We start from the raw sequence: 24405 nt of genomic DNA on the forward strand, positions 1-24405 counted from the left end.
ACCGACAGGAAATAACCTATGAGGCTGGCTTATCATGCAATCCTTCGCCCCCGTAACGGAAGACTGACCGCCCTGCTGCTTGCCTTAAGCCTGGTGCCCGGCGCGGTGCTGGCTGTCCCGCCGCCGCTGAACATCGCCGTTTATCGCGGCGCGGCAGGATGTGACGGCTGTTCGGAAATGGTGGTGAAATCGCTCCACGGCCTCACCCGGCCGGTTAGCACAACGTACATCGGCGAGCATGAAACGCTCAGGCTGACGGCACAGAACCTGCGTCAGTTTGATCTCTATATTCAGCCTGGCGGCGGTCAGGATATTCCCGCGGCTTATGCCGCACTGGGAGAGGAAGGCGTCCGGGCTATTCGACAGTTTGTTCGCAGCGGCAAGGGGTTTCTGGGCCTTTGCATGGGGGCCTACCTGGCAGACAGTCAGTGGCTGGGGCTGATTAGCTCACCGCTGGAATCGGAAGTGGGCCGTCCAGGCTCGGGCATTGCTGATGAGGGCGATTACACGATTCGCATTGACTGGCAGCGTCAGCCAACGCGGTTCTATTATCAGGACGGTCCGTACCTTGAGGGCAATCAAGCCCGGGATGGTTTTACCCCTCTGGCCTTTTACCGGAATGGTGACGTCGCTATCGCCCACTATACGTATGGAAAAGGCACGGTTGTGTTAACCGGACCGCATCCGGAAGCCGACGAGAGCTGGATGGGCCAGGCAGACGGCGGTAAAGACGGCGTTGACACCACGCCCCAGGCAAAAATGTCCCGCCTGTTGGCCGGGTTTGATAACACCCGCCGCGTGCCTTAAGCCCGCACTGCGTGAGTGTCCGTGGCCGGGCGGCGTGGTCCTGTCGTGGCGGTACCGCTTTTCCTGTACGCGATGTGAGCGGCATCCGGATCGCTGCGTAGCTGTCTGTCGTGAATATAACCGGGAGAATCCGGCTGGCGGACAGCTGACGCTCACGTTCCTTAATCCGCCCTGCGCCCGCCAGGTCGCCGTGCCTGACGGCTGGCACGTGAAGGCAATCAGCGTCGCGCATCCCGTCAGGCAGGGAGATTACACGGTGCTGTCGGCCTCCAGCGCATCCTGAATCGCATCCGCCAGATTGGCAATTTCGTTTGCCACGGCCTGCAAATCCCAGGCTGCTTTAGAGCCATTCGCTGACGTCGAGGCGCTGACTGACTCTTTTGCCACTGCCAGCGCCGCCGCAACGGCGACCGTACGTTTGTGTTGTTCCTGCGTCATGCCCGCGGGCGGCAGTGAAAAATAGTCGTTAACCATTATCATGTCCTTGTGATTCAAGAGGCGTAAACCTTAACGCCCTGCGCGTTCATAAGAAAGTAAATTATGACCACGGTTCCCGACAGATTCACACGGCGCTTCCAGGCAACGCGCCCGCCCCGGCCTGTTTGCAGAGTTCACCTGCCAGACGCGGTTCCCCGTCTGCGCTCAGGGGTTATTAGCCTGCTATGTCGACGTTGCCGCCAGGGAGGACGCTGCCGCACACAGCACGCGTGACAGTGATCCGTTCCCGCGTCGCCTGTACAACCCGGCCCGCTCAGAAAAGCCATCTTGTACAAGGTTGTACAACTTTCCAAAGAGGCGCCGCGCAGAGGGCACCCTCAATAATCCCTTAAAAATCAACAGCAAATGTTAATGCTTTTAGATTTTATGTTGCAATAAGCGCCGAAAAGTCATCCGACCACTTAAAATTTTATACAAAAAATTGTACAAACTTGGTTTTTTTGTATAACTTTACGGCGTGATGTTAAGTCACTTGTAACGAAAGGTGCTTTGCACCGCATCTGAAGGTGAGTGGATTTCCACCTTCAGATGCAAAATTTTTCTTTCTAACGATTTTGAGGCCATGATGCAAACGACAACGAATACTGAGTCTCAGATTTCAGACTATTTCATGAACGCGGGTGCCCATTTCACCAGCGAAAAAGATGTGATTGCCGAAACCTGGTCAGAGCTTGCTGCCTATAAGACTCACGTTTCTGAAAAAGACATCGTGCTGGGTTTGATCCACAAACTCGAATGTGAAACCGATGTGACCATGCAGGATATCTATCGTCAGGCCCTGGAGATTGTGCTTCAGCGTACGCCGGGCGATGTCCGTTTTTGATAAGTTGTGATGAAACGCTAATTAGCATGGATGCTTTGCCTTCCCTAAAAATTCGCCCCTGATTCAGGGGCTTTTTTTTTATTTTTTTTCAGCTTACCTCGCCTCTCCTTTCGCGGTAAATCAACAGGTTAAACGCAGCGGCGATGAAGAAAACCTACCTCGCTGCGCTTTATTTCTCTGGCATTCATGACCAGGCTTTTGGCTGTTGATCGATTCCTCACTAACCAGGAGATAACCATGTTTCATCACTCATCAAAGCTGCAGTACCCCGTGCGAGTAGAGAAACCCGATCCTGAATTCGCCATGTTACTCCAGCAAGCCATTGGTGGCGTGGAAGGCGAAATACGTGTGGCAATGCAGTACTTCTTCCAGGCCATGGGCGCACGCGGCGATGCGCGAATCAAAGATCTTCTTATCTCTACGGCAACTGAAGAACTGAGCCATATTGAGATGCTGGGCCATGCGGTGGCCCTCAACCTGGAGGGCGCGCCCCTTTCTTATCAGGAAGCCTCGGCAAAAGATCCCGTGGTGAATGCGATTCTCGGCGGAATGAATCCCCGTCATATCCTGTCATCAGGGCTGGCTGCCCTGCCGGTGAATGCGAACGGCATGCCTTTTGACATGAGCCATATTTACGCGTCCGGCAATGTGGCGGCCGATATGCTGGCAAACGTGACGGCTGAAGCCACAGGCCGGGTACTGGCGACGCGCCTGTACAATCTGACTGAGGATAAAGGCATGAAGGATTTCCTGTCTTTCCTGATTGCCCGCGACACGATGCACCAGCAGCAGTGGCTGGCGGTAATCGAAGATTTAGGCGGCCTGGATGCGTCGCTGCCCATCCCGGACAGTTTCCCACAGGAAGGGGAAGCGCAGGAACATGCTTACTACTGCCTGAATACCTCACTGGATAAACCGTTGCCGAAAGGCCGCTGGAGTGAAGGCCCTTCCTTCGACGGTCGCGGTGAGTTTAGCGCGAAAGAGCAGCCGGATATTTTAGGAGAAGAGCCGCTGCTGGGGAATGCCCGCCCCGGTTCCGGTGCTCAGCAGGCACAAATCGAAGGTGGCGTTCCGCCACTGAAAAAGGGATTGTGATGATCTGAAGGGCCACCGGCCCTTCTTTTTTTGCCCGCCGGTCCTGTCAGGCCACCAGCCTGTGACTTTTTGCCTGCGTGTAAAGCGTTTCTCTGGCCAGGTTCTTCATTTTCACTTCGCACATAATGTCGAAATCGCTATACGACAATGCCCAGTCATTGAGCGTCGCGTTGAAATAATAATCGGAGTGCGCCCGCAGTTTGGTTTTTGGCACCGCCAGTTGCTGCTGATCGGGGAACCCCTTCTCAGGGATAAGGCCCTCCTGCGAAATGGAATAGTGCAATACTGGCCGTACCCCACGCCAGGACTCTGTAATTTGGGCAATACGAACATCATCGGCCTGAATAAACTGATTCTCTTTCACCCAGTGATGATGAATGTCTAACACGACGGGACACAATGCACGGGCCTGAAGCACGTCGTCCAGCGAACAGGATATCTCATCATTTTCTACCGTCAGCATCAGGCGGGCTTCGGGACTGAGACGGTGAAAGGCCTGTTTAAACCCGTCAAAACCCCGTTTGCCATTCATATGGATGTTGATTTTAAAATCCTGAAAGGTTTTGCCGTAGCCCATCAGGCAGGCGCACAGGGCGTGGTATTCCACATCTTCCAGCGCGCGGGTTACTACATCGGGATTGTCTGACGCCAGCACGCTGTACTGTCCCGGATGGAATGACAGACGAATGTTATGCCGTCTGGCCAGTTCACCGCAGCGGGCAAAAAGCGGATACAGTTCCGGCAAAAAACGGGCAAACAGGGGTTTTGCTTCTGGCACGGTGTACAGCGGCAGTAAATCGCTACCAATGCGCATCATTCTTAACGCGTCAGGCTGTGTCGCTATCGCCTCCAGCGTTAAATACAGATTCTGCAAATTAGTTTGCGCGATCTCATAAAGCAGTGCGCCGCCCTGCGCCTTATCCAGGCTGAGAAAACGTGTCCGGGTGGTGGCGCGAAAGGGAAAGAACTGCTTGCCGTCCGCATTTAAGTACTTGCATGCAAAGCCTAATTTCATAGTCACTCCTGAAAGGTATTCAGAAAGTGTAACAGCTAATTTTTAACTCGCCATTTTGGGCAATTTTATCAATAGGTTAATGACCATCTTTCCAGGTAATGCTTCATTAAACCCATTCTGACAGTGGGTGAACGATAAGCGTCACTCATCCCGTCACAGCCGCTCACCCGTAACAGAATATTACTTACTGATTTTTCGGGAAATAATTTACGGAAGCCGCAAAAAGTCTGCGCGTGCAGAGTGGCATAATTTCCTGTAACAACTAAAATGACAGTGTGACTAGCTAGTCCTTTTTATCTTACGGAACACTGATATGAGGTCTGACTATGACACAACAGAAATACAGAGGTGGAGCCGGAAATTTTGCTAACGATCCTGATCGCGCCAGTGAAGCTGGCAGTGCAGGAGGCAAAGCCAGCGGAGGTAATTTCAGAAACGATCCTGAAAGAGCCAGGGAGGCCGGTCGGAAAGGCGGCAAAACCAGCCGACGCACGTCTAAGTAGTTCTGAGTAAGGCGCCTTGAGGAAGGACGACGCCATGGACTGGCACTTTTTCTCTGTCAGTTCCCCCTTTTATCCGCTCTGCACACTATCACCGGCTCTGCTTTGTCTTTTGTCTGACTCAATCACTTCGCCCTTTATCTTAATAAGCGCAGCGGTATAACGCTATGCGTAAAATACCGTATCGCCAGCAAAGTGCGTTAATCACGAGAGGTGACCTGTTTCAGAAAATACCGCATGAAAAATAAACGTGCGACGATTGCCCGGCCCTTCCCCGTCTTTACAGAAAACAATCAAACAAATGAAAAACAACGAAAAAATATCCAAAATTTGCTATTTAATTTCGCTAATAAATTATTTCCGCCTGTGCTTTGCTGAAAATAAAAAAACAGGCATCACACACCGTGCGATATTTAAGCGCACCGGTTAAACAGAATATTTTCAGGCGTAATCGGTGAGGTGTTCTATATTTACAGCCACCTCACGTCGTATAAAAAAAGCTGGAGCAATGTGTCATGTCGAATGAGAAATCTACTACGCCCCTGAATCACCGTGCCCCAACCACCGGCCCCGAATCCTCACAGCCCGGCCTGGGATCATTAGCCCCCAAAGACGGTTCACATCAGCCTCCTGCCGAACCCACACCACCGGGGAAACAACCAACGGCGCCCGGCAGCCTTAAAGCCCCTGAGACGCGTAATGCAAAGCTGGATCAGCTGGAGGTGAACCGCAAAGGCGGCACAGGCAGCGCGCTGACCACCAACCAGGGCACCCGTATTGCAGACGACCAGAACTCATTGCGCGCCGGATCACGCGGTCCGACGCTGCTTGAAGATTTTATTATGCGGGAGAAGATCACCCATTTTGATCATGAACGCATCCCTGAGCGCATCGTCCATGCGCGCGGCTCGGCCGCGCATGGTTACTTCCAGCCTTACTGCTCGCTGAAGGACGTGACCAAAGCCCATTTTCTGAGCGAGCCTGAGCAGATCACGCCGGTTTTTGTGCGCTTCTCAACCGTTCAGGGCGGTGCCGGTTCGGCGGATACCGTGCGTGATATTCGTGGCTTTGCCACCAAGTTCTATACCGAGGAAGGCGTTTTTGATTTAGTGGGCAACAATACGCCCGTCTTTTTTATTCAGGATGCGCATAAGTTCCCGGACTTTGTGCATGCGGTGAAACCCGAACCGCACAATGAGATCCCTCAGGGCCAGAGTGCGCACGACACATTCTGGGATTATGTCTCGCTGCAGCCCGAAACCCTGCACAACGTTATGTGGGCGATGTCCGACCGCGGTATCCCACGCAGCTACCGCACGATGGAAGGCTTCGGCATTCATACGTTCCGCCTGATCAACGACGAAGGTAAAGCCACGTTTGTGCGTTTCCACTGGAAACCGCTGGCCGGTAAAGCCTCATTGCTGTGGGACGAATCTCAGAAGCTGACAGGCCGCGATCCCGACTTCCACCGTCGCGATCTGTGGGAAGCGATTGAAGCGGGTGATTTCCCTGAGTTTGAGCTTGGCCTGCAGATGATTCCGGAAGAGGATGAGTTTAAGTTTGACTTTGATATTCTGGACGCCACCAAACTGATTCCTGAAGCGCTGGTGCCTGTGGTGCGCGTCGGCAAAATGGTGCTGAACCGCAACCCGGACAACTTCTTCGCCGAAACCGAGCAGGTCGCCTTCCATCCCGGTCACATCGTTCCCGGCCTGGATTTCACCAACGATCCCCTGCTTCAGGGCCGTCTGTTCTCCTACACCGATACGCAAATCAGCCGTCTTGGCGGGCCTAACTTCCATGAAATTCCGATTAACCGCCCGGTTTGCCCTTACCACAATTTTCAGCGTCAGGGCATGCACCGGATGGACATTGATACCAATCCGGCCAACTACGAGCCGAACTCGATCAATGACAACTGGCCACGGGAAACCCCACCGGCGGCAAAAGGTGGCGGCTTTGAAAGCTATCAGGAGCGCATTGAAGGACATAAAGTGCGCGAACGCAGCCCTTCATTCGGCGAATACTATTCACAGCCGCGACTGTTCTGGAACAGCCAGACTGCCATCGAACAGCAACATATTATTGGCGCGTATTCGTTTGAACTGAGTAAAGTGGCTCGCCCTTACATTCGTGAGCGCGTGCTCGATCATCTGCTGCGCATTGACGTCACGCTGGCGCAGGGCGTTGCCGCCAATCTGGGGATTGCGCTCAGCGACGACCAGTTGAATACCGCCGCGCCAAAAGAGGTTAACGGCCTGCAAAAGGATGACAGCCTGAGCCTGTACGCGATCCCGGATGGGGATATCAAAGGCCGCCAGGTGGCGCTGTTAGTCAGCGAGGGCGTTAACGCCGATGATGTGCTGCATATCCTGCAACACCTGAAAACGGCCGGCGTGCATACGAAACTGCTGGCGGCGCACATGGGCCAGGTCAGTGCCGACGATGGATCACAGTTACCCATCGATGCCACCTTTAACGGCCTGCCTTCCCTTACGTTCGACGCCGTGATCGTCCCCAATGGCAACATGGATGCGCTGCTGAAAAGTGGTGATGCACGCTACTTCCTGCTGGAAGCGTACAAGCACCTGAAAGTCATTGGTCTGAGTGGGGAAGCGCGTCGCTTTAAAGCGCAGTTTGACCTGGATGAGAATCAGCAGGAAGACGGCATCGTGGAAGCCGACAATGCTGAAATCGCGCTGATGAATGATTTCACGGCGGCCATGGCCGAACACCGTGTCTGGTCACGTAGCCAAAAGGCGGAAACCATCCCGGCCTGATGGCGCGTCAGCCAGGCTCTCGGGTCTGGCTGACGTTATCGTGACAACGTCACATAAATTCACCTGTTTGACCGCGAAACCGCTGTTTACGGCGGTTTTTTTGTGCATAACGGCACAGGGTTTTATCTGATTTTCCATAAAATTCAGCGAAAGCCAGGGCGGGCCCGATGGCGGTGCGTATCAGCCTCGCTGAGGAATAAATCGTGTACAAAGGCGGGCACGCGCAGTAAATGCGGCAACGTAGTCTATGATTAGGGCTTAAGCATGGTGTGAAACAGACGCTGCCTGGCGTCTGAAGCGGTATGACACATAACACTTTCTGAATAGTAACGCAGGCAGAGGTGATGAAGGCGTTCCCCTCTCCTGGGTGCCTGATCTCGTTAACAACATTTTCAACCCGTACCCTCGGCTGACCGATAGCGTGAGGGTGCTTATTGCGTACTTTCTGATTAAAGAGGCAACGGAATGGGATCGACAGCATTTTGTAAGAGTTGGGGGGCGGAGTTTCTGGCCGACGGGAGCGTGCGTTTCCGCGTTTGGGCGACCGGCCAGCAGCAGGTCACGCTGCGACTGGACGGTCAGGATAGTGCCATGACACCCGCCGAAGACGGCTGGTTTGAATATCATGCCAGCGGCATTCAGGCGGGCGCAGCGTACAACTTTGTGCTGAACGATGGCACCGTTATCCCCGATCCCGCCTCACGCGCGCAGCAGGATGATGTCAGTGGACCGTCGCTGGTTATCGATCCGACACACTATCGCTGGCAGAACACCGACTGGCGTGGTCGTCCGTGGCAGGAAAGCGTGGTCTATGAAATGCATATCGGCACGTTTACGGAAGAAGGTACTTTCCAGGCCGCAATTAAAAAACTGCCTTATCTGGCTGAGACCGGCATCACCATGATTGAGGTGTTGCCGGTCTCGCAGTTTGGCGGCCAGCGCGGATGGGGCTACGATGGCGTGCTGCTTTACGCACCGCATGCCGCCTACGGTTCGCCCGACGATTTCAAAGCGTTTATTGATGCCGCGCATGGCTATGGCATTGCAGTTGTACTCGACATCGTGCTTAACCACTTTGGTCCGGACGGAAATTATTTGCCGCTGCTGTCACCCGACTTCTTTCACAAAGATCGCATGACGCCGTGGGGCGCGGGTATTGCCTATGATGTTGACGCCGTTCGCCGCTATATCGCGGAAGCGCCCCTTTTCTGGCTGCAGGAGTATTGTCTGGACGGCCTGCGTTTTGATGCCATCGATCAGATTGAGGATATCGCTGACAAACATGTGCTAACGGAGATTGCTGAGCGGATCCGGGCGGACATTCCTGACCGCCAGATTCACCTCACCACCGAAGATTGCCGTAACGTCATTTTCCTGCACCCCAGGACGGAAAACGGCGGCGTGCCGCTGTTTACGGCGGAGTGGAATGACGACTTCCATAATGCCGTGCATGTCTTCGCCACCGGTGAAACGCACGCTTACTACAAAGACTTTGCCGATCAGCCTGAAAAACGCGTGGCGCGCGCGCTGGCCGAGGGCTTTGTCTATCAGGGTGAGGTGTCCGTTCAGTCCGGTGAGAAACGCGGTGTAGACAGCACGGGACAGCCGCCTGTGGCCTTTGTTGATTTTATTCAGAACCACGACCAGGTGGGCAACCGTGCGCAGGGCGAAAGGCTGATTTCGCTGGCCGGCGCTGAACGTACACAGGTGCTACTGGCGACATTACTGTTATCACCGCATATCCCGCTGCTGTTTATGGGGGAAGAGTATGGCGAAACCCACCCTTTCCTGTTCTTTACCGATTTTCATGGCGATCTGGCTAAAGCCGTGCGTGAAGGCCGGGCAAAAGAGTTTGAAGGCCATGCCGGTCATGAGGGCGAAAGCGTGCCCGATCCAAACGACGAAGCGACGTTTGTGCGTTCAAAGCTGGACTGGCGCAAGCTGGAAAGTGAGGAAGGCCAACGCTGGCTGACGCTGACCCGGTCACTGCTGGCAATCCGACAGCAGTCCATTGTCCCGCTGCTGGCCACCGCAGGCGGTCACAGCGGTCAGGTGCTGGCGACCGCCGAGGGCTTTGTTGCCGTGAGCTGGACCTTCCCTGCGGGGACACTGTCCATGGCGCTGAACATAGGTGAGCAGGCCCAGCCGCTGCCTGAAATGCCCGGTGAAACCCTCTTTGCCTGGCCGAAAGCGGCCGATCGGTTGCCCCAACATTCCATCGTGGTTCGTCTGGCTGCGGGAGACAGCAAATGAGTATTCCAACCGCTACCTACCGTATTCAGTTTCGTAACGGCATGACGTTTGATCGTGCTGCGGCGCTGGTGCCCTATCTGAAAGACCTGGGCATCAGCCATCTTTATGCCTCGCCCATTTTTACCGCTACAAAGGGATCCACCCACGGCTACGATGTCACCGACGTCAACGCGATCGATCCGGCGATTGGCGGTCGTGCGGGCTTTGATCGTCTGGTCAGCGCCCTGAAAGCCGCCGGACTGGGATTGATTATTGATATCGTACCCAACCACATGGCGGCCTCGCTGGAAAATGGCTGGTGGCGCGACGTCCTTGAGCATGGTCAGGACAGCCGCTATGCACGTTACTTTGATATTGACTGGTCACGGCGCTTAACGCTGCCGTTCCTGGGCGACGATATCGATACCGTGCTGGAAAATGGCGAGCTCAGCGTGAAGCGCGATCCCGATACAGGCAAGCCCGCGCTGGCCTATTTCGAAAGCTATTATCCGCTGACCCCGGCAAGCTGGGAGGGCCGAGAAGCGGCGGTGCTCCAGCTCAGCGGCAAAGGCGACCTGGCGGCACTGCATGAGCAGCAGCCCTGGCGGCTGATGTCGTGGCGCGATGCTGCACACGACCTCTCCTATCGTCGCTTTTTCGAGGTCACCGGTTTAGTGGGCGTGCGGGTGGAAGATCCGGCGGTGTTCGAAGATGCGCACCGGCTTATTCTGAGCCTCGTACACAGCGGTGCGGTTGACGGGCTGCGCATTGACCACGTTGACGGGCTGGCCGATCCCAAAGGCTATCTGGAGCAGCTCCGCCAGGCCGCCGGGCCAGATTGTTATCTCACCGTTGAGAAAATCCTGGGCGCCGGAGAACACCTTCCGGCCGACTGGCCCATCTCAGGCACCACGGGCTATGAATTTATCAGCGCGTTGTCTCATGTGCTGGTGGATAATAAAACGCTTGGATCACTGCGTCAGGCCTGGGAAGACGTCAGCGGCGCTGACGTGCAGATGGAAGAGGAACTGCGTAAAGCGAAATGCCTGATGGCAGACCGTAACTTTGCCGGCGAGTTTTCACGTCTGCTGCAGCTGGCCACGGCTATTGCCGAAGATGAACACGTCGCCGTGCGCCCGGACGATCTGCGCAACGCGCTGCGTGAGCTGCTGGTGGCGTTTCCGGTTTATCGTACCTATGGCAATACGCAGGGCCTGACCGCCGATGACCAGCAACGGTTGCAGGCGGTCGCCGCAGACGTCAAGGCATCAGCCCATGCACCGGACAGCCACGCGCTGGATTTCCTGCTGCGCATTATGCAGGGTGATGTGGCGCATGCGGTGACCGGGCAGGCAGACAGCTTCCGTACACGTTTCCAGCAACTGACCGGCCCGCTGATGGCGAAATCCATCGAAGACACGCTGTTTTATCGTCAAAACATGGCGCTGGCGTTGAATGAAGTGGGCGCAGAACCGCTGCAGGCGCAGTTTACACCGGCGCAGTTTCATGAGGAAATGCAGGACCGCCTTGCGCGCCAGCCCGATGCTCTTTCCGCCAGTTCAACCCATGATACCAAGCGTGGCGAAGATGCCCGTGCCCGTCTCTATACCCTGACAGAAGCACCGCAGAAGTGGGCAGCCTGTGTCGCGCGCTGGCGTGAGCTGAATCGCCCGGCGATCCGCTCGCTTGCGGAGGGTCCGGCACCCGAAGCCACCGTGGAATGGCTACTCTTTCAGGCACTGGCGGGCGTCTGGCCGCCGACGTTGCAACCGGATGATCGGGCCGGACTGGCCGCCCTGGCCGAGCGCTTTGCCGGCTACGTTGAAAAAGCCCTGCGTGAAGCCAAGCTGCGTACCGACTGGACGGAAAACAATACGGATTACGAACAGGCGGTACTGGATTACGCTCATCATCTGCTCTCCCCTGATAATCAGGCTTTTCTGCAGGATTTTGTCGCCGCATTACAGCCGTTTATTCAGGCCGGGCTGATAAACAGTCTGAGCCAGCGAATCATCAAACTTACCGCACCCGGCGTGCCGGATATTTATCAGGGAAGCGAAGCGCTTGACTTCAGCCTGGTCGATCCGGACAACCGGCGTGAGCCCGATTACGCGGCGCTGGACAAGATGCTGCATGCTGGCATCACCGCGCTGCCCGATACGCCTGAGGGCTGGCTCAGTGGTCACGTGAACCAGTATGCCACGCAGGCCTTGCTGAACGCCCGGCAGTCGCACCCCGCGCTGTTTGCCCGGGGCGCGTACCTGCCGCTGACGGCACAGGGCGCCCATGAGGACGCGCTGCTGGCGTTTGCCCGCACGCAGGGTGACGAGGCGATTATCGTGATTACGCCGCGATTGATTTTTAACACGCTACAGACGCTGACGTCCCCACCTGCCGGACGCTGGGATGACACCGCGATCCCGCTGCCTGAGGCGCTGGCGCATCGACGCTACCGCGATCTGCTGAGCGGTGAGGAAATCACCCTGACCGACCATATTGCGCTGGACAGATTAAATAACTTTTGGGCACTGGCACTGTTAGCTTGCTAGAAACAGGCTGGTACAAGGACTAAAACGCCGTTACTGGGTTCGTTAATTGAGAGGGACAGATGTCAAATCATCGTTTTGAAATTACGTCGGGATCGGCCCATCAGCTTGGGGCAAATTATGATGGGCAAGGCGTCAACTTTGCGCTGTTTTCTGCGCATGCAGAACGCGTAGAGCTGTGTCTTTATGATCCCAGCGGCAAGCAGGAGATCGCCCGTCTGGAGCTGCCAGAGTTTACGCATGAGATCTGGCACGGTTACGTGCCGGGTTTACAGCCAGGTGCGCTTTATGGCTACCGGGTGTATGGCCCTTACGACCCGGAAAACGGTCACCGCTTCAACCCTAACAAATTACTCGTCGATCCGTATGCGCGCGAACTGGCCGGAGATATCGCCTGGAATGAGGCGCACTTCGCATATGATTTGTATCACGACGATAAAGATTTGACGTTTGACGATCGCGACAGTGCGCCTTTTACGCCGAAATGTCGCGTCATCGATCCGAACGAATTTGACTGGCAGGATCAGAACCGGCCGCAGATTCCCTGGTCAGAAACCATCGTTTATGAAACCCATGTGAAAGGCTTCACCCAACTGAACATGGCGTTACCTCCGGAGATGCGCGGCACCTACGATGGCATGAGCCATCAGTCGACGGTGGGCTATATCAAAAGTCTGGGCATTACGTCAGTAGAGTTGCTGCCGGTGCACTGGTTTCCCGACGATCAACACCTGCTGGATAAAGGGCTGAAAAACTTCTGGGGCTATAACTCACTGAACTTTTTTGCCCCGGCCACACGTTATTTCGGCCCGCGTGGAATTCAGGGATTCCGCGATATGGTGCGCGCCTTCCATGATGCCGGTATCGAAGTGATTCTGGACGTGGTTTATAACCACACGGCCGAGGGCAATGAGCTCGGTCCAACCCTGTCGTTTAAGGGCATCGATAACTTCTCCTACTACCGTACATTACCGGACCAGCATCGTTACTACATTAACGACACCGGAACCGGTAACACGGTCAACACCTCGCATCCACGTGTGTTGCAGATGGTCACGGACTCCTTGCGCTACTGGGCAGAATCCATGCATATCGATGGTTTCCGCTTCGATCTGGGTACAATTCTGGGACGTGAACCGGAAGGCTTTGATCCACGCGGCGGCTTCTTCGACGCCATTACTCAGGATCCGCTGCTTTCCCGATTAAAACTGATCGGGGAACCGTGGGACATTGGTCCGGGTGGTTATCAGGTCGGTGGTTTCCCGCCGGGCTGGGCGGAATGGAACGATCAGTATCGCGATACGGTGCGTGATTACTGGAAAGGCAATAATGTCTCTACCGACTTTGCGGCGCGGTTGCTTGGCTCCGGCGATCTGTATGACCAGCGCGGTCGCCGCCCCTGGGCCAGCGTCAATTTTATCACGGCGCATGATGGCTTCACGCTGAACGACCTGGTGTCGTACAACGAGAAGCATAATGCCGACAATGGTGAAGACAATAACGACGGGCATAACGATAACCGTTCGTACAATTATGGCGTTGAGGGGCCGACGGATGACGAAGGCATCAATGCCGTCCGTGAGCGTCAGAAGCGTAACTTCCTGGCCACCCTGTTTTTCTCGCACGGTACGCCCATGCTGCTGGCAGGCGATGAGTTTGGCCGTAGCCAGATGGGCAACAATAACGGCTATTGTCAGGACAGTGAAATTTCCTGGGTTCACTGGGACAATCTGCCCCCTTCCGCCGAAGCGTTACGCGAATTTACCCGTCACATTATCGCCTTACGTAAAACCCAGCCGTTATTGCGGCGCGAAAGCTGGCGCGATGGCATGGAAATTAAATGGTTCAATGCGGGCGGCGGTCTGCAACAGGCTGAACAGTGGGATGAAGGCTCAACCCTTGGCGTTTATATCGGTCGGCCCGACCTGCAGAATCAGGAAGGAATCTGGTATGACGTGCTGATGTTAATTAATCCTTTCGAGGGTAATGTGCCCTTCCGTATTCCGCAGTTCGGTGACGGCGGCTGGGTGCTGGAGCTGACCACCAGCGATGTGGATAAACGCGGTCTGGTGATTACCAAGGAAAAGGACTTCGAACTGGAAGGCCGCAGTATGGCGCTGTTCAGAAGGCCGTAGGCCGGCGTTAGCGCAACGCGTACCGCGATTGCTCAGGTTAAACTCTGCGCATCCGGACGCGCTGCGCTTGACCTGAGCCTGGTGGCTGCCAGGCTTAAACGCGTATCAACAGAAAAGCAACGCCATTAAGGAGGCAACATGTCCAGATTTACAGGAAAAATCGTTGTAGTGACAGGCGCCGGATCAGGAATTGGCGCAGCGAGTGCAAAACGCTTTGCGGAGGAAGGCGCGTCTGTTGTGCTGGTGGGACGTACCCGGGATAAACTGGAAAAGGTCGCGGCACAACTGTCGGGTCAGGACCATATGGTTGCCGATTGTGATGTCGCTGAAGCCGACCAGGTTCAGGCCCTGGCAAGCCGCGTTGAAGAAAAATATGGCCGCGTTGATGTGCTGGTGAATAACGCCGGGATCATCGTGCAGGGCCGCATTCACGAGATTGAACTCGCTGACTGGAAAAAGCTGATGAGCGTTGATCTCGACGGCGTCTTCCACTGCGTGCACTATTTTATGCCTGCCCTGCTGAAAACCCGGGGCAACGTCGTGAACATTTCGTCAGTATCAGGCCTGGGCGGCGACTGGGGCATGAGTGTGTATAACGCGGCGAAAGGCGCAATCACCAATTTTACCCGCTCACTGGCGATGGACTACGGCACCGATGGCGTGCGGGTCAACGCCATTTGTCCTGGCTTTACGTTTACCGACCTGACCGAAGGCGTTAAGAACGATCAGGCACTGCTTGAACGCTTCTACGACCGAATTCCGCTACGTCGCGCCGGGGAGCCGGAAGATATCGCTGATGCGATTGCGTTTATTGCCAGCGACGACGCCCGCTACATTACCGGGGCGAATCTGCCTGTCGATGGCGGCCTGACCGCCTCAAACGGTCAGCCTAAACAGGCTTAACCGACTTAAGCAGCTGTTCGCAGCTGCTTTTTATTGACTGCACGACAGCGCCGCTGCCCGTTATTTCACGGGCTCAGCAACCGCCATTTCAACTTCTGGCACGTCGGGCTGACCGGCGCCCTCCGCCTTCTGACATCATAGTCCCCTGCTTTATCACTCAGCCTTATTCAGGATGATTTTGGCGTATGTCGTGTCGGCAGCGGACGGCCACGGGAAGTGAGACGGTTGCCGGCTGTGGGACAGACATAATGGCTCAGGCAGACCGTACACAGAATCGCTTCGGGATGATGGATTTTTGCCACTGTCAGCGCCTGCTGACGGCTATACAGTGAACCAATAAATTCCCGGCCACGGCTGTTATAAAGATGAACACAGCCTTCTTTATGAATGATCCATCCGCTTCTGTTGTATGGACACACATAATAGTAGCTTGATTTAAGCATGGTACTGCCCCCGGTGGTTGCTGTATCAATCAGGTGAGAAAAAGCAAAGTATGATTTTATTTAATAATGTAGCGTCATTAACACTAGCTGAGAATTATGCCTAAAACTACGCAGGCAATTATAAAACGGTGGTTTTGAGATTTATTCGCAACCCATCTTCGCCCTTCCGTTAATGTTGCATCAGCATCCTGTTTTACAAAACGGTTTATACGAAAAGTTCGGTTCGCCGTCTTAATCATTACGTTCGGCCTTATCGTCTGGCCTCCCGCTGAGAAAATCATACCAAATCAAGGCACTACCCTTTTTAAATCCCGTGCAGGAGACAATAAAAGAGAAAATTTGATTACCCCGCGTAACCTGACTGCTGAGGCAGAGAAACTGCTTTATTAACCGTTCATAAACTGCAAAAAAGACACCAGGATTTCCTCGCCGGACGTCGAAGTGCTGATATAATGGAAACGATGCGATACCACGCTGGTAAAGAAAAAACCAGAGCAAATCGGTTGATGCCCGGCAGCGTGATCTGAACGCTATTAACCCGTCTGTGACAACGGAACCTCACAGGTAAGCACCCTCCTTGCGCCATGCTGGAAACGCCTGGCTCAAACACATTTTGCAACGGCATTCACGCAGGCTCGGGGCCGCCCGGTCTGGGTTTTGGCAATGTGTGCGGTAAAAAGAACAAGAATCTGGAAGACGTTATGTTGTTGACAATTATCTATCGCAGTCACATCGCTGATCATGTTCCACTGAAAATGCTGGAAGGCCTGGTCGCTAAAGCCAATAAAATTAATGAGTCATCAAGCGTTACCGGCATCTTATTATTTAATGGCACCCATTTTTTTCAGGTTCTTGAAGGTCCAGAGAATGATGTACTGGCGGTTTACGAACGTATCTGCCGTGATACCAGCCATCATAATATTGTGGAATTAATGCGGGATTATGCGCCTTCCCGCCGTTTCGGTAACGTGGGCATGGAGCTGTTTGATCTGCGTGAATACGATAAAACCACTGTGCTTAATGCCGTGCTTGAAAAAGGCACAACCAAATATCAGCTGACCTATGAAGACAGAGCGCTTAAATTTTTGCGCACCTTTGTCGAAGCACGGGAAAAAGAGAATTATTTTGAAATTCCCTCAGCGGAAAGCTGGGATTTTATCAGTGATGATGAGGAAGTGCGCGAAGGTGACGACGCGCTGATTAATCACGAAGGCGTCAATTTTGCTTTTCAGGCGATTATCGATCCCCTTGCACGTAAAATCGTCTCGCTGGAAGCCCTGCTTCGGGGCTCGCAGGGCGAAACACAACAGGATTACTTTTCACGCCTCCCGCCGGAGAACATCTACCGCGACGATCTGCAGTCCAAACGCATCGCTTTTGCACAGGCGAAGGCGCTGGGGATAGAAGGCATTATGCTGTCAGTCAACCTGTTGCCCATGTCGCTGGTGCTGGTGCCGGATGCCGTAACGTTTCTGCTTACTGAAATCTACGCCCACGATTTGGTTCCTGAGCAGATCGTGGTCGAGTTTACCGAAAATGAAATCATTTCCCGTCCTGACGACTTTGCAGCGGCGCTGAAACAGCTCAAAGCAGCGGGCATCAGCGTGGCACTGGATGATTTTGGCGCGGGCTATGCCGGGCTATCCTTACTGACGCAGATTCAGCCCGACAAAATAAAAATTGATCGCAGCATTATCAGCAATGTGCATAAAAGCGGCCCGAAGCAGGCTATTGTGCACGCTATTTTAGCCTGTTGTTCGTCACTGGAAATTACCGTGATTGCAGAGGGCATTGAACAGCCCGAAGAATGGATGTGGCTGGAAGCGGCCGGCGTTTCACAATTCCAGGGGTTTCTTTTCTCCTGGCCGAAAGTCAACGGCGTCTCCTCTGTTACCTGGCCTGAGTTAAAATAAGACGGTTATCCGCAGGAAAGTGAATTTTTCGTTCTTCCTTGCCGGACTGAAAACGCGCTGCTAAATATTAGAAGCGCGTTTCAGATTGTGTCATCGCATTGCAATAGTCGACGTGCACGCTGTTTTTAAATTATCAAAGATGTTAAGCAGTCAGATGTTCAGTGTTAAAGGCCGAAGTCACGCGCCGTTTTAAGGCGCGCCCCACAGGTACAGCATTTGAGGAACTGAATGAAGCAAATCATCCGCGGTGATAAAGAACCCGTCCATATCGTAGCCGCCTCGCGCGCGCTTGAAGCCCATATGTCCCGCTATGGTGAGGGAAACAAATACCATCCGGTTATCTATTCGATTGCCTATCGCAGCAAATACTACCAGGTTGAAGTCATTACACGACGTGAAACGATCGTCGCCACCGTCATTACCGGCGTGCGTAAACTGACGCACCTGCCCGGCGTGGCCTGATGCTGTTTTACGCGCCTTCTGCTCAGGGGACAAACCTGTCCCCTTTCTCTCAGCGGTAAAAGCGCGGATTCGCCGGATAAATCGCCCCGATGATGCTTTTCTCCCGCGCCCCGGTCACCGCAGGTAAATTGCCCGGCAAACCAGACAGTGTGCGGTAAGCCAGCCAGGCAAATGCCAGCGCTTCCATGTCGTCACCATTAATCCCGACGGTATCGGTTGTCGTGACTTCTGTTCCGGCCAGATGCGCCGCCAGGCGGGCCATCAGCAACGGATTTCGGCTGCCGCCTCCGCATACCAGCAACCGATCGCAGCCATCGTTGAGTTGTACCTGTTGCGCAATGGTCACGGCGGTAAATTCGTTTAGCGTGGCCTGCACATCCTGAGCAGCGATGCCGGGAAAGTGGCGCAAATGCTGTTCAAGCCAGCCCAGATTAAACAGTTCACGTCCGGTACTTTTGGGCGGCACCCGCGCCAGCCAGGGTTCACGCAGTAGCGCTTCCAGTAACGCAGGACTGACCTTACCGCTTCGCGCCCAGTTCGCGTCCTTATCATAGGCTTTCCCCTGATTACGCCATATCCATGCGTCCAGCAGCATATTGCCCGGCCCGGTATCAAAGCCGCGCACGGGCTGCCCCGGAATCAGCAGGGAGAGATTGGCAATACCGCCGATATTCAGCACCATGCGCCGTTCCGTGGCATCCATTAACAGGGCCTGATGAAAGGCAGGCACCAGCGGCGCGCCTTGCCCACCCAGCGCCATATCGCGCCGACGGAAATCCCCGACCACCGTCACGCCTGTTGCCGCCACTATCTGGTTGTTATCGCCAATTTGTAAGGTATTGGGTGCCGCGCTGTGCGGCTCATGCCATACCGTTTGACCGTGACAGCCAATCGCCACCACATCGCTCATCTCCAGCGCCTCGCGCTGCATAAGCGTCAGTACTGCGTCAGCGAATAGCTGGCCCAGTCGCGTGTCCAGTTGCCCCAGTTGCGACAACGTCACTGCCTGGCCCTGACAAATCGCCAGAATGCTCTGGCGCAGGTCGGGCGGCATGGGATGGCAGTAGCTCGCCTGCTGCGCCACCATATTTTCGTCGATGGCGGCCAGCACGACATCGACCCCATCAAGGCTGGTACCCGACATCACGCCAATGTAGCGTCCTGATTTCATAGCCGTTCCTTTCATCGGGATGAAAAAGTGAATACGCTGCCTGTAGCCTGACAAAATATCGGCCCTGAATCCACGATTACTTTGTTTTAAATCAATAAACTGTCTGGTGGTTAACGTCCCGGGTATTTTTATGATTGATTGAATCATTGTTAAAAATTTGCGGTCTATGCTGTCGACAGCCATGTTTTATTCCGCAGAAGGTTAATTCGCCAGTTTTCTGTCTTATACTGTTTACAGGATTTCGCGATAGAGATGGCGCATTCTTGAATAAAGGAGTTTCAAATGATTAAGCGTTTAATTGTGGTCGCTTTGACTGGTGCGATGCTGGCGGGCTGTAGCAATACCGATACGTTATCGGGCGATACCTACAGTGCCAGTGAGGCCAAGCAGGTACAAAGTGTTTCTTACGGTACCTTAGTCTCAGTTCGCCCGGTTAAAATCCAGGGTGGAGACGACAGCAACATCATTGGGGCCATTGGCGGCGCCGTACTGGGTGGATTCCTGGGTAATACCATCGGCGGTGGTGCAGGACGTAGCCTGGCAACAGCGGGAGGCGCGGTGCTGGGTGGCGTTGCAGGTCAGGGCGTACAAGGCGCAATGAACAAAACTGACGGCGTTGAGCTGGAAATCCGTAAGGATGACGGCAATACCATTATGGTGGTGCAGAAACAGGCAGCCAGCCGTTACTCAGTCGGACAACGTGTTGCGTTGGCCACCGACGGTAGTCAGGTTACCGTTTCTCCGCGTTAACGCAGTGACCAACCGACGCCGGTGCCGGTCGCACTGCGCGTCGGTGTTATTTCTCTTTGTTTTGCAGTTCGAGAATATTCTTTTCAAGACGCGCAATCAGCGTCACCATCTGGTTGATTTCGTCGCGGCTGATACCGGAGAGAATGTCATCCCGGGTAATATCAATCACGTGTTCAACCTGCTGAATGACTGGCTCTGCCTGTTGTGTCAGCTTAATGCGTTTGGCCCGGCGATCGTGGGCGCAAGTGGTCCGGGTAATCAGCCCTTTCTCCTCAAGTTGATCCAGGGTTCTGACCAGAGAAGGCTGCTCGATACCAATGGCTTTCGCTAACTGGATTTGCGACTGCTCAGGCGGCAGTTGATGGATATTGTGCAGTGTTACCCAGTGCGTTTGAGTCAGCTCTAACGGCTTCAAACGTTGATCAATCAGTGCTCGCCAGATTCGCACCAGCCTGGACAGATCCGTGCCGAGAGGGGTATCCATGCTATCTCCTTATAATGTATGTACGCAGCTATCAAGCTGCATTGTATAGCATTTTGCAAGCCCGAAGTTTAAATTACAAATAACCAAGTGAACAGTTTCGGCTGAAATTGTTTCACGCACAGGTTCCAGGATACTGCACTGCAATGGATATCATTCGCCAAGGATTTTTCAGCATCAGCCCGTTTTCCGAATTGATTTTCGGCGCCTCACTCTATTTCCCTCCCCTGTTTAAAGCGGTGCTGGCCGGTTTTGTTCTCTGGTTATTTATCCACCCGCTTCTGCGCGGCTGGCTTGCGTCGGGTGAGGTCTGGCATCCCACCTTGTTCGATCTCTCGCTGTTTGTGTTGTGTGTAACAGGCGCACTCTGGTTAATGGCGCACGGATGAAAAAGATGAACCTTTCAGGATTAAAGTACTTTTCTACGTTGATTGTTTTCACGCTGGCGCTTCTCAGCGCCTGGTGGGCCTGGAACTACTACATGCAGTCACCGTGGACGCGCGACGGCAAAGTACGTGCCGAGCTGGTCACGATCACCCCGCAAATTTCGGGACGGATCACGGCACTGAACGTGGTCGATAATCAGTTTGTACATAAAGGGGATCGGTTACTGACGCTGGATCCTGTGCCCTGGCAAATCGCTCTGCATAAAGCCGACGCACAGCTGAGCCAGGCGCAGGCCGATATGGCGAAAGCCCAAAATGAATTCAACCGGCGCAGTAAACTGCCGCGCAATACCATCTCGGGCGAAGATCTGGATGTCGCCCGACTGAATGCAGCGGGGGCGCAGGCCAACGTCAAGGCCGCGCAGGCCGCGCGTGAACAGGCCGCATGGAATTTACAGCAAACCACCGTGAACGCCCCCACGGACGGTTGGGTCAGCAATCTGACACTACGTCCCGGCAATTTCGCCACGGCTGGCACTCCGCTTTTTGCGCTGGTGGACAGTCACGCTTTTTATGTCGTGGGCTACTTTGAAGAGACCAAATTGCGCCATATTCGTCCGGGTGCGGCCGCTCAGGTGACGCTCTACAGTACGGGCCGGCAGTTATCCGGTCAGGTTGAGAGCATAGGGCGCGCGATTTACGATCAGAGTCTGGACGCCGACAGTGGGCTGCTGCCCGATATCAAGCCGAACGTGCCCTGGGTGCGCCTTGCTCAACGTGTACCTGTACGCATTCGTCTCGCTGCTCTCCCGGATAACGCTCTGTTAATCGCCGGTACGACCTGCACGATTACGATACAACCATGAACCTCAACGGACTGGCCTGGCAAAACCTGCCCTGGCTGAAAGCGGACAGCAATCAGTGGCGTTATGCTCTGCGTAACGCGGCTGCCATGTGCCTGGCCCTGAGCATTGCCTATGGACTGGATCTTAACGAACCCTACTGGGCCATGACCTCCGCTGCGGTGGTAAGCTTCCCGACAATCGGCGGTGTGATCAGTAAGAGTCTGGGACGTATTGTTGGAAGCCTGCTGGGGGCAACGGCCGCCTTGCTGATTGCGGGCCATACGCTTAATGAACCCTGGCTGTTTGCCTTTTTTATCGCAGGCTGGCTGGCGCTGTGTACCTGGGTGGCCAACCACTATCAAAATAATGTTGCCTATGGGTTTTCGCTGGCCGGGTACACTGCGGCGATCATTGCCTTCAGCTGTGTCAATCTGACCGATATCAGTGGCCTGTGGGACATTGCCCAGGCGCGCGTCTGTGAGGTGATTTCCGGGCTGCTCTGTGCGGGTTTAATGATGATGATCCTGCCCAGTACGTCAGACGGTGAAGCCCTGATCTCCGCCCTGAAGCAGATGCACACGCGTCTGCTGGATCACGCCACGCTGCTCTTGCAGGACACCCGGAACGACGAGATCCGTCACGCTCACGAAGCGGTGATTGGCCAGATCCTGACCATGAATTTATTGCGTATCCAGGCATTCTGGAGCCATTACCGCTTTCGTCGCCAAAATAACGTCCTGAACTATATCCTGCATCAGCAGCTTCGTCTGACCAGCGTTCTGTCCAGCCTGCGGCGCATGCTGCTGAACTGGCCAGATGCGCCGGAAGCGCTGTATCAGGCTTTAACACGCATTATGCAGGAGCTGGCAAAACCGTACTGTGATAAGTACCGGCTGGCAGCTTTGTTACGCAGCATCACCCCTGCCAGCGATGGTGATTACCGGCAACGGGCATTTTGTCAGCGGTTGCGCTACTTCTGCTGGATGTACCTCAATGTGTTGCGCTGGATAAGGCAGCTGGACCAGGCTGATGCCGATACCCGCTTTCAACCGCCTGCAGTGTCTGCGCTGGCCAGCGAAAGTGACAGCGCCGAAGCCGGCTGGAGTGCGCTACGAACATTCAGCATCATCGTGGCAGGCTGCGCATTCTGGATCGCGACACAATGGACCTCGGGTGCCTCGGCCCTGACGTTTACGGCGATTGCCTGTGTCCTTTACGCCTCGGCCCCTTCGCCCACAGGCAGCATTACGCTGTTACTGAAAACGTTGCTCTGGCTGTTTGCTTTTAGCGTGCTGTTTAAATTTGGTGTGATGGTGCAGTTTAATCAGCTGTGGCAACTGCTGGCCATCCTGTTTCCGCTGCTGCTGACGCTACAACTGTTCCGGGTACAGCAAAAACAGCGGGCGGCGATGTGGGGCCAGTTTATTGTTTTTCTGGGGTCGTTTCTGGCCGTCACCAATCCGCCCGACTGGGATTATCAGGGGTTCGTGAACGATAACATAGCGAAAGTCTGCGGTGTGCTGCTGGCCTGGCTGGCTTTCCAGATCCTGCGGCCCAGCTCCGATTCACGCCGCAGCCGTCGTCATATCCAGGCGTTGAGGCTGGCGTTTCTGGATCAGCTTCGTCAGCATCCCCATCGGGATCAGAACCGTTTTGAATCGCTGATTTATCATAAAATTGGTCAACTCAGTAACAGTAAAGATGAAACGGCGCGCGTCTGGCTACTGCGTTGGGGCGTCGTTCTGCTTAACTGTTCCCATCTCGTCTGGCAACTGCGTGACTGGCAAACAGACACACCGCTACTGAACCAGTACCGGAGCGAAGCATTGCACAATCTGCAGAATATTATGAGCTTACACGGTGTGCAGCATCGCCACCTGGACACTGCGCTGGACGCGCTTCAGGGCCTCACAGAAGAGGCGCTTAGTGTCAACAGTGCCGACGCCGGCACCCTGGCCGGCCTGCTGTGGCGGTTGCGCTGTTCACTGGCGCAGCTGAAACAGGCGATTCCCGACTGATTACTGGCAATACTGCTGGTGCTGCCGGTTAAAATCATCCTGAAGTTGCTGAACGGTTTTTTGCCCTTCGAACCGGGTTTTATCGGCTTCGGAAACAGGCTCAATCACCAGGGCTTTTTCGTCGGGTGAATAGATAAAACGCCGGTAAATCATCGACCCCGTAAAACTTTTGCCCAGGATGCCACCACAAATCATTGTCGTGTTGTGCCGGTAAATGGTGGTATCCGTGAAATTGGTTTCCGTGGCGCTGCGCAGAACATTCTGGCAATGCTGCGCTTCAAGCTTTTGCCGCACATCCCGACTGAGCCGTTCACGGCCCTTCGCAATCTCTTCGCAGCGAAGGCGTGCTGAACTGGTATCAATGGTGCGCTGCAGTTCACGTCCTGTCTCTGTGATCAGTTGCGTATCATTGGGTTTATCGCATCCTGCCAGCAACAGACACAGTAGCCAGGCGCCCTTCCATTTCATTTGCACTGCTCCTCAGTTTGTCAGGCTTTGTAACGGGAATCAGTATCATAGGGGGGAATAAGACGATGATGCTACAACAAATTGTCAACAAGCGAAAAGCCGTGATGGCGGCAAAATCTGCCGCCATCAGCGAC

At 54.5% G+C, this 24405-nt stretch carries 22 protein-coding genes; 16 read left to right on the top strand and 6 right to left on the bottom strand.

What is annotated here, in order from left to right; translation table 11 throughout:
- The first annotated feature begins 18 nt into the window (after positions 1 to 18).
- On the top strand, positions 19 to 807 hold the full coding sequence (locus C7433_RS02710) for a BPL-N domain-containing protein (RefSeq protein WP_110267568.1): 789 nt from the start codon (positions 19 to 21) through the stop codon (positions 805 to 807).
- A gap of 249 nt (positions 808 to 1056) precedes the next feature.
- On the opposite strand, the gene C7433_RS02715 is transcribed toward C7433_RS02710, so the two are convergent.
- Positions 1057 to 1281 (bottom strand): hypothetical protein, encoded by a 225-nt coding sequence (locus C7433_RS02715; protein ID WP_110267569.1) that lies wholly within the window; start codon positions 1279 to 1281, stop codon positions 1057 to 1059.
- A 589-nt stretch (positions 1282 to 1870) separates the two neighbouring features.
- Here C7433_RS02715 and C7433_RS02720 point away from each other — a divergent pair.
- Both C7433_RS02720 and C7433_RS02725 read left to right on the top strand, forming a co-directional pair.
- Positions 1871 to 2128 (top strand): biofilm development regulator YmgB/AriR family protein, encoded by a 258-nt coding sequence (locus tag C7433_RS02720; protein ID WP_039341596.1) that lies wholly within the window; start codon positions 1871 to 1873, stop codon positions 2126 to 2128.
- Positions 2129 to 2365: 237 nt separating this feature from the next.
- On the top strand, positions 2366 to 3223 hold the full coding sequence (locus tag C7433_RS02725) for a manganese catalase family protein (RefSeq protein ID WP_039340546.1): 858 nt from the start codon (positions 2366 to 2368) through the stop codon (positions 3221 to 3223).
- A 46-nt stretch (positions 3224 to 3269) separates the two neighbouring features.
- Here C7433_RS02725 and C7433_RS02730 read toward each other — a convergent pair whose 3' ends face one another.
- Entirely contained in the window at positions 3270 to 4238 is a 969-nt protein-coding gene (locus tag C7433_RS02730; protein WP_110267570.1) for a UV damage endonuclease UvsE, read from the bottom strand.
- A 326-nt stretch (positions 4239 to 4564) separates the two neighbouring features.
- Between C7433_RS02730 and C7433_RS02735 the strand changes: the two genes are divergently transcribed.
- The 7 genes from C7433_RS02735 to C7433_RS02760 all read left to right on the top strand — a co-directional run bounded on the left by C7433_RS02735 (position 4565) and on the right by C7433_RS02760 (position 15334).
- Positions 4565 to 4741: a general stress protein gene (locus tag C7433_RS02735; protein WP_072021692.1), complete on the top strand. Its 177-nt coding sequence runs from the start codon at positions 4565 to 4567 to the stop codon at positions 4739 to 4741.
- Positions 4742 to 4975: 234 nt separating this feature from the next.
- The gene (locus C7433_RS23620; RefSeq protein WP_158281337.1) at positions 4976 to 5116 is read left to right on the top strand and encodes a hypothetical protein; all 141 of its coding nucleotides are present in this window, start codon (positions 4976 to 4978) and stop codon (positions 5114 to 5116) included.
- Positions 5117 to 5253: 137 nt separating this feature from the next.
- On the top strand, positions 5254 to 7518 hold the full coding sequence (gene katE / locus C7433_RS02740; protein WP_033741189.1) for a catalase HPII: 2265 nt from the start codon (positions 5254 to 5256) through the stop codon (positions 7516 to 7518).
- 465 nt (positions 7519 to 7983) lie between these two features.
- Positions 7984 to 9771, top strand: coding sequence for a malto-oligosyltrehalose trehalohydrolase (treZ, locus tag C7433_RS02745; protein ID WP_110267571.1), 1788 nt, complete (start codon positions 7984 to 7986; stop codon positions 9769 to 9771).
- Positions 9768 to 12299, top strand: a complete 2532-nt coding sequence (treY, locus tag C7433_RS02750) for a malto-oligosyltrehalose synthase (RefSeq protein WP_110267572.1) — start codon at positions 9768 to 9770, stop codon at positions 12297 to 12299. The genes treZ and treY overlap by 4 nt, the downstream gene beginning before the upstream one ends.
- A gap of 59 nt (positions 12300 to 12358) precedes the next feature.
- Positions 12359 to 14431: a glycogen debranching protein GlgX gene (glgX, locus tag C7433_RS02755; protein ID WP_033741181.1), complete on the top strand. Its 2073-nt coding sequence runs from the start codon at positions 12359 to 12361 to the stop codon at positions 14429 to 14431.
- 138 nt (positions 14432 to 14569) lie between these two features.
- On the top strand, positions 14570 to 15334 hold the full coding sequence (locus tag C7433_RS02760; RefSeq protein WP_033741178.1) for an SDR family NAD(P)-dependent oxidoreductase: 765 nt from the start codon (positions 14570 to 14572) through the stop codon (positions 15332 to 15334).
- Positions 15335 to 15501: 167 nt separating this feature from the next.
- Here the strand turns inward: C7433_RS02760 and C7433_RS02765 are convergent, their stop codons facing one another.
- Complete coding sequence (locus tag C7433_RS02765) at positions 15502 to 15777, bottom strand: hypothetical protein (protein ID WP_033741176.1); 276 nt, start codon at positions 15775 to 15777, stop codon at positions 15502 to 15504.
- Positions 15778 to 16478: 701 nt separating this feature from the next.
- Here C7433_RS02765 and C7433_RS02770 point away from each other — a divergent pair.
- Positions 16479 to 17690, top strand: a complete 1212-nt coding sequence (locus C7433_RS02770; protein WP_110267815.1) for a diguanylate phosphodiesterase — start codon at positions 16479 to 16481, stop codon at positions 17688 to 17690.
- A 228-nt stretch (positions 17691 to 17918) separates the two neighbouring features.
- The gene (locus C7433_RS02775; protein WP_006119000.1) at positions 17919 to 18152 is read left to right on the top strand and encodes a DUF4060 family protein; all 234 of its coding nucleotides are present in this window, start codon (positions 17919 to 17921) and stop codon (positions 18150 to 18152) included.
- 49 nt (positions 18153 to 18201) lie between these two features.
- Here the strand turns inward: C7433_RS02775 and anmK are convergent, their stop codons facing one another.
- Positions 18202 to 19323: an anhydro-N-acetylmuramic acid kinase gene (gene anmK / locus C7433_RS02780; RefSeq protein WP_006118999.1), complete on the bottom strand. Its 1122-nt coding sequence runs from the start codon at positions 19321 to 19323 to the stop codon at positions 18202 to 18204.
- A gap of 282 nt (positions 19324 to 19605) precedes the next feature.
- Between anmK and slyB the strand changes: the two genes are divergently transcribed.
- The gene (gene slyB / locus C7433_RS02785; RefSeq protein WP_006118998.1) at positions 19606 to 20073 is read left to right on the top strand and encodes an outer membrane lipoprotein SlyB; all 468 of its coding nucleotides are present in this window, start codon (positions 19606 to 19608) and stop codon (positions 20071 to 20073) included.
- A gap of 46 nt (positions 20074 to 20119) precedes the next feature.
- Here slyB and slyA read toward each other — a convergent pair whose 3' ends face one another.
- Positions 20120 to 20557 (bottom strand): transcriptional regulator SlyA, encoded by a 438-nt coding sequence (gene slyA / locus C7433_RS02790; RefSeq protein WP_006118997.1) that lies wholly within the window; start codon positions 20555 to 20557, stop codon positions 20120 to 20122.
- Between the two features lie 143 nt (positions 20558 to 20700).
- On the opposite strand from slyA, the gene C7433_RS02795 reads away from it, so the two are divergent.
- From C7433_RS02795 to C7433_RS02805, 3 genes are read left to right on the top strand one after another with little or no spacing between them, the layout of a single operon-like run.
- Positions 20701 to 20943, top strand: coding sequence for a DUF1656 domain-containing protein (locus C7433_RS02795; RefSeq protein WP_110267573.1), 243 nt, complete (start codon positions 20701 to 20703; stop codon positions 20941 to 20943).
- A 5-nt stretch (positions 20944 to 20948) separates the two neighbouring features.
- Positions 20949 to 21806: an HlyD family secretion protein gene (locus C7433_RS02800; protein WP_199227844.1), complete on the top strand. Its 858-nt coding sequence runs from the start codon at positions 20949 to 20951 to the stop codon at positions 21804 to 21806.
- A complete protein-coding gene (locus C7433_RS02805) occupies positions 21803 to 23803 on the top strand; it encodes an FUSC family protein (RefSeq protein ID WP_110267575.1) in 2001 nt (666 codons plus the stop codon). The genes C7433_RS02800 and C7433_RS02805 overlap by 4 nt, the downstream gene beginning before the upstream one ends.
- On the opposite strand, the gene C7433_RS02810 is transcribed toward C7433_RS02805, so the two are convergent.
- Positions 23804 to 24271, bottom strand: coding sequence for a hypothetical protein (locus C7433_RS02810; protein ID WP_039340576.1), 468 nt, complete (start codon positions 24269 to 24271; stop codon positions 23804 to 23806).
- Between the last annotated feature and the right edge of the window lie 134 nt (positions 24272 to 24405).

Origin of the sequence: Pantoea sp. PNA 03-3, from assembly GCF_003201175.1 — a bacterium.
Taxonomy (GTDB): Bacteria; Pseudomonadota; Gammaproteobacteria; order Enterobacterales; family Enterobacteriaceae; genus Pantoea; species Pantoea stewartii.

Excerpts from the sequence above, each read along its gene's own strand:
- C7433_RS02770 (WP_110267815.1), top strand. The coding sequence starts at position 16,479 with ATGTTGTTGACAATTATCTATCGCAGTCACATCGCTGATCATGTTCCA.
- C7433_RS02810 (WP_039340576.1), bottom strand. The coding sequence starts at position 24,271 with ATGAAATGGAAGGGCGCCTGGCTACTGTGTCTGTTGCTGGCAGGATGC.
- C7433_RS02795 (WP_110267573.1), top strand. The coding sequence starts at position 20,701 with ATGGATATCATTCGCCAAGGATTTTTCAGCATCAGCCCGTTTTCCGAA.
- C7433_RS02730 (WP_110267570.1), bottom strand. The coding sequence starts at position 4,238 with ATGAAATTAGGCTTTGCATGCAAGTACTTAAATGCGGACGGCAAGCAG.
- katE (WP_033741189.1), top strand. The coding sequence starts at position 5,254 with ATGTCGAATGAGAAATCTACTACGCCCCTGAATCACCGTGCCCCAACC.
- C7433_RS02765 (WP_033741176.1), bottom strand. The coding sequence starts at position 15,777 with ATGCTTAAATCAAGCTACTATTATGTGTGTCCATACAACAGAAGCGGA.
- C7433_RS02800 (WP_199227844.1), top strand. The coding sequence starts at position 20,949 with ATGAACCTTTCAGGATTAAAGTACTTTTCTACGTTGATTGTTTTCACG.
- glgX (WP_033741181.1), top strand. The coding sequence starts at position 12,359 with ATGTCAAATCATCGTTTTGAAATTACGTCGGGATCGGCCCATCAGCTT.
- C7433_RS02775 (WP_006119000.1), top strand. The coding sequence starts at position 17,919 with ATGAAGCAAATCATCCGCGGTGATAAAGAACCCGTCCATATCGTAGCC.
- anmK (WP_006118999.1), bottom strand. The coding sequence starts at position 19,323 with ATGAAATCAGGACGCTACATTGGCGTGATGTCGGGTACCAGCCTTGAT.
- slyA (WP_006118997.1), bottom strand. The coding sequence starts at position 20,557 with ATGGATACCCCTCTCGGCACGGATCTGTCCAGGCTGGTGCGAATCTGG.
- C7433_RS02725 (WP_039340546.1), top strand. The coding sequence starts at position 2,366 with ATGTTTCATCACTCATCAAAGCTGCAGTACCCCGTGCGAGTAGAGAAA.
- slyB (WP_006118998.1), top strand. The coding sequence starts at position 19,606 with ATGATTAAGCGTTTAATTGTGGTCGCTTTGACTGGTGCGATGCTGGCG.
- treZ (WP_110267571.1), top strand. The coding sequence starts at position 7,984 with ATGGGATCGACAGCATTTTGTAAGAGTTGGGGGGCGGAGTTTCTGGCC.
- C7433_RS02805 (WP_110267575.1), top strand. The coding sequence starts at position 21,803 with ATGAACCTCAACGGACTGGCCTGGCAAAACCTGCCCTGGCTGAAAGCG.
- C7433_RS02735 (WP_072021692.1), top strand. The coding sequence starts at position 4,565 with ATGACACAACAGAAATACAGAGGTGGAGCCGGAAATTTTGCTAACGAT.
- C7433_RS02760 (WP_033741178.1), top strand. The coding sequence starts at position 14,570 with ATGTCCAGATTTACAGGAAAAATCGTTGTAGTGACAGGCGCCGGATCA.
- C7433_RS02720 (WP_039341596.1), top strand. The coding sequence starts at position 1,871 with ATGCAAACGACAACGAATACTGAGTCTCAGATTTCAGACTATTTCATG.
- C7433_RS23620 (WP_158281337.1), top strand. The coding sequence starts at position 4,976 with ATGAAAAATAAACGTGCGACGATTGCCCGGCCCTTCCCCGTCTTTACA.
- treY (WP_110267572.1), top strand. The coding sequence starts at position 9,768 with ATGAGTATTCCAACCGCTACCTACCGTATTCAGTTTCGTAACGGCATG.
- C7433_RS02710 (WP_110267568.1), top strand. The coding sequence starts at position 19 with ATGAGGCTGGCTTATCATGCAATCCTTCGCCCCCGTAACGGAAGACTG.
- C7433_RS02715 (WP_110267569.1), bottom strand. The coding sequence starts at position 1,281 with ATGGTTAACGACTATTTTTCACTGCCGCCCGCGGGCATGACGCAGGAA.